General features: G+C 50.0%; 4 protein-coding genes and 1 pseudogene. All 5 read right to left on the bottom strand.

The window, feature by feature from the left end; genetic code table 11:
- Positions 1-289 (bottom strand): annotated as a pseudogene (locus C4N24_RS14710) (hypothetical protein); the annotation flags it as partial.
- Positions 290-407: 118 nt separating this feature from the next.
- On the bottom strand, positions 408-818 hold the full coding sequence (locus C4N24_RS14705; RefSeq protein WP_242983297.1) for an ABC transporter permease: 411 nt from the start codon (positions 816-818) through the stop codon (positions 408-410).
- A 146-nt stretch (positions 819-964) separates the two neighbouring features.
- The gene (locus C4N24_RS14700; protein ID WP_055186921.1) at positions 965-1,762 is read right to left on the bottom strand and encodes an alpha/beta fold hydrolase; all 798 of its coding nucleotides are present in this window, start codon (positions 1,760-1,762) and stop codon (positions 965-967) included.
- A gap of 90 nt (positions 1,763-1,852) precedes the next feature.
- Positions 1,853-2,716: an MBL fold metallo-hydrolase gene (locus C4N24_RS14695; RefSeq protein ID WP_112092007.1), complete on the bottom strand. Its 864-nt coding sequence runs from the start codon at positions 2,714-2,716 to the stop codon at positions 1,853-1,855.
- 101 nt (positions 2,717-2,817) lie between these two features.
- Positions 2,818-3,585 (bottom strand): alpha/beta fold hydrolase, encoded by a 768-nt coding sequence (locus tag C4N24_RS14685; protein WP_112092006.1) that lies wholly within the window; start codon positions 3,583-3,585, stop codon positions 2,818-2,820.
- Between the last annotated feature and the right edge of the window lie 701 nt (positions 3,586-4,286).

Raw genomic sequence — 4,286 nt, 5'->3', positions numbered from 1 at the left:
AGATGACAAGCAGCTGCCAGAAGCCCGCCGCAAAGCTGCGCGCACCGTTTATCCCATAGACACAGACCAGCACATAGGCGATGTAGCCGGGAACGCATACCGCTTTGAAAATCAAAGCATTTTGCTTTATTTTTTCGCGTGTTGTAAGTCCCAGCTTCACGCACCGCCGCTGCACCGCCGGGCTGTAAAGATGCACCATCCCAACAGCCCCTTTACGGATGCCCACGGCACAGACAAGAAACAGCAAGACCCCCAACCCAAGACCTTCCAAAATCACCTGTAAAATCATTCCCTGTTCCTCCTGTATCCGTTTTCGTCCCGGTATTCGGGATGTTCCTTTAAGTATGGATCCTGATCGCCGCAGATGGTGTAATCACGCTTACAGCCATTCCTCTACTATGTATGGTTCAAAACGCCGTGACGATCAAGGCTGACAGTGCAGCGACTGCGGCAAACAACGGGATACCGCGCCAAAACGATTCGATATGCTTTTTCGGATTTTGATAGTATTTCTTCTCCGGCAGGAAAGAGAAGCGGGTACGTTTTGTGTTGCGCCACCAGAGAAGATCGATCACCAAAAGATCGAACAACCCAAGCCCCTCGCTGAACGCAAGAAAGTACCAAAATGCCGACAGATAACCGTCCAAGTTCAGCACGCCTCTCAGCGCAAGTCCTAAAGCGGAAAACACGACTGTGAAAAGCAAAAGATTGCTGAGCCAAACGGCAGCGGTGGATTTCCTCTTCGGAACAGCCTTTCCAAGCTGATGGTCGCTTCGCACACGGTTTTGAACTTCTTCGGGATAAGAACGCAGCCCCATGAGATTTTTCTTGTCCGTGCCTGTTCCAAGAAAACATACGCCCCAATACAGAAAATAAAAAGCAATTGCAACGATGATTTTTATCAGCCTATATCTCCGTTGAATCCAAAAAGCTGCGGATAGAGCATTCTGATTTTTCCTTTCTTTCAGCTTCTTTTGTTTTGAGCTGCCGATGTGTGTGTCAGGAACTCCATGATTCTCCGATAAAAATCCTGCGGATACATCATCACAAGCTCCGCGTGATCCATCTTCGGAATTTCATGCAGTTGCGCCCGTGGAAAATATTGCTTTATAAAGCAGATATTGCTGTGTCGCGCCTGCTTTTCCTCTTCGCCGTACCAATATGTGATTTGGCAGCCCATTTCAGCCGGCTTCGTCGGCAGAGTATAATTGTTCGCCGACCAGAAAATGTTGCGGACGGTGCGTTTTGAATAGGTTTTCAGATACGCCGCCAGCGCATCATACTCCTTCACTGGATCGCGCCCCGGCATCGTCCAGCGCTCTGGCGGATAGACCGTCTCAAGGACCTTGCGGCTCTTCGCTATGAGCCTGAAACCAAGATTGTCACGCAGGCAGGCGAGACGGCGCAAAATCAGCGGCATCCGATACGGCGTAATGCCTGCATCAATAACGGCGCGCTCGACCGGGATTTTTCCCAAGGCGAGAAAGCGTGTCAGACACGCACCGCCCAGAGAACAGCCATATGCCGCGTTCAAGTGGGTAATGCCGCGCGCTTGCAGCCAATCTGTTACCTCGTCTACTGTCGTCTCCACAGAGATAAAGTCTTCTCCCGTTTCGCCGTGACCGTCATAGACGATCTGAATCACATGGTAATCCTGCGAAAGCAGGCCAACCGAGTCGGCGAACGCCCACTCCGGCTCCGCCGTGCACGGCAGAAACAGCAGCGTCTTTTCATGTTCTTTTCCATATTCCAAAGTTCTCATACCATCCGCCCCTTGGTTTTTGCAGCATTATTTTTTCGGATTACGCTCCGTCATCGCGCCAAAGAATGCCGGTGCGCCGCCTGCACTTCCTTATCTTCCCACGCCCTTCAAGTACCCGCTTTTTGAGTTTTCCTCAGTATCATCGGATTCATCATAGGCATCGTAAAGCGCATTGGGGTCGTGGGCTCTTTTCTTGAAAGGCGAGCACAGCTCATTTTTGTGCGCAAAGGCAAACTCCATGTTGTCCGTCCAACCTGTGTGACCGGTAATGAACAGCGGATGCAGCCCACGTGCGCGCAGTTTCCGCTCCAGTTCCGCCAGTGACTGCACAGCCAGCTTATTGTCCTCCGCCAGCGAGGAAATGAAGCTGTAGCCGCCGTCCGCGCCGAACCACAGCGTGTCGCCGATAAAAAGGTACTTATCGTCAATGAGGTAGACCATATGTCCCCATGTATGACCGGGAACGAGAAAACACTCGATCCTGATGCCGTCAATGTCAAGTACCTGCCCATCGTGCAGCAGTACCTTTTCGTTGTTGATCGTGACCTGCGGCAATTTATAGAGATGATAGATGACTTTTCGCCGCTCCTCGCCGGTGAGATACCGGTTCTCGATCTCGCCGATGTACAGATTCGCATTCCGGAACAGCCCCGGACTGTCTGCTTCCACCGCACCCACATGGTCGGTGTCCTGATGGGTGATAAGGATATGGCGTATCGACTTCGGATCAATCCCAAGCCAGCTCATTTTTTCGGCAAGGCGGTCGTAGTTATATCCCGCATCGACCATAATGGTGGTATCGCCCTTGCGGTAGAAGAAGATGTTCGCCACCCATTCGCGCACGCAGGCAACATTCTCGTCGATCCAGCCAGTGTTCAAAGGCTTGAAGATTTCCTTGCCCCGGTACATCCAGCTCATTGCTTTTCTTTGGAATTCCGTTGCTTTTTTCGACATGATCGCACCTCATTTCTGTGCTGTGATGCAAAGCCAGCCCTTTTTATTTTTGTGGTTCTGGATCTTACAAAATCCTGCTTGCTCCAGATACGTTTTACCGTTCACAATGCAATACTTTTTACCAGATGCACCCACTGCTCCGAGTGACAGGCCAGCAATTCCTCGTGCTGCAAGTTCTGCTCATGGAGAACAGGATGTGCAAAATGCTGCTGATACCGGGCACGATATTTTGCGCCCATTTTCAGGGCGTAAAAAATATGGATCTCGGTACCGGGCACATGGATCTTATCCGGCAGCGGGGTAATAAGATCGGAGTAGAACTGGTTTTTGCAGCTCTGCATGGTCACATAAGGGCGGGCATCGCCAAACATTTTCAGAAAAGCCTTGACATAATCCCCCGACTCTTTAGCACACTTGTCCAGCCGCTTTTGGAGAAATTTTGCCTTAATCTTTCCGTCCCGCACCACAGGGTAGATCAATGGCAGCAGAAAATCAGTCTGCAATCTTGCCGCCAGCGGCGATGCCTGATCCAGATCGGAGCTGCCCAGAATGCCGTAGTCCATGTGGATGTTCTGTCGTGCCGCCAGCAGCCCCACAAACGAGCCGCCCAGAGAGCAACCGTAGGCCGCCCGGATGTGACCGCCGCAGTGGGTCTTGAGGTAGGCCTCGATCTTTTCGGTCTCCTCCAGCATGGTGGGAAATTCGGTCTGTTCAGTCTCATCAAAGCCATCGTAGCTGACGCACAGCACCCGGAAGCTGTCAGCCAGAAGCGGGATCACCGCACCGAAATTGCTTTTCCAATGGCAACAGGTGCCCGGCAGCAGCAACAGCACCGGGGCATCCTCTGCACCAAATGTGTAGATTTTCATCGTGATACGTTCCTTCTCTATTTATTTTCCACCTGTAAATAGAAGAGATATATTTCTTCGTATAGGGCAGAGTTTTGAGTTAGGTAAAACTAACTTTCCATTCTATAAAAAGCCGCTTCTCAGCGGTCCTTCTGCCAAAATAATACGCCCTGCCGTCTCCTCTGTCAAGGAGTTTAGGCATTTTCGGAGATTTTGAAAAAGATTTCGTTATTGGAGCTTCCCCTGCGGCATAGAGGAGGCAAAACGTTTCCCGCATCGAAAAAATTTCGTCCCTGTAAACTTGTCTGTTTCTGCTTGGCAACGCCCGGTGGGAGTGCTATTTTTACTTTGTGAATTTGTTTTGCCTAACCATCTGAGGGGTTTTGCCCCTGCATTTTTTTGCATCGATTGTTAGACAATGGTCAAAAAAGCAACATCCTGTTGCTGCCGGCAATAGAAAGATCTACCGCAGACAGAAAATGGGGTTTGTTCTGATTCACATAGCGTATTTTTTCCTAAAGCTACAAGATGTGTCATACTTTTCTTGCTTCACTTCAATAAATTTTTCAAAACCCTCTTGACGCATTCTACATGCCGTGGTATTTTTCTTGTAAATCCCATTGATTTTGTGGATTGGTTCAAATTCATCCACAAGATGTGGTCGTGTTCATTTTGAACACAGCCACAGAAAGTGGTTGGTTATCACCGTGAGACCCACCACT

Origin of the sequence: Faecalibacterium prausnitzii (assembly GCF_003287405.1) — a bacterium.
In the GTDB taxonomy this organism is placed as follows: domain Bacteria; phylum Bacillota; class Clostridia; order Oscillospirales; family Ruminococcaceae; genus Faecalibacterium; species Faecalibacterium intestinale.
Note: the sequence above shows the minus strand (reverse complement) of the source record. Positions and strands in the feature narration are given on the sequence as shown.

Coding starts and splice junctions, on each gene's coding strand:
- C4N24_RS14685 (WP_112092006.1), bottom strand. CDS start 3,585: ATGAAAATCTACACATTTGGTGCAGAGGATGCCCCGGTGCTGTTGCTG.
- C4N24_RS14695 (WP_112092007.1), bottom strand. CDS start 2,716: ATGTCGAAAAAAGCAACGGAATTCCAAAGAAAAGCAATGAGCTGGATG.
- C4N24_RS14705 (WP_242983297.1), bottom strand. CDS start 818: ATGGGGCTGCGTTCTTATCCCGAAGAAGTTCAAAACCGTGTGCGAAGC.
- C4N24_RS14700 (WP_055186921.1), bottom strand. CDS start 1,762: ATGAGAACTTTGGAATATGGAAAAGAACATGAAAAGACGCTGCTGTTT.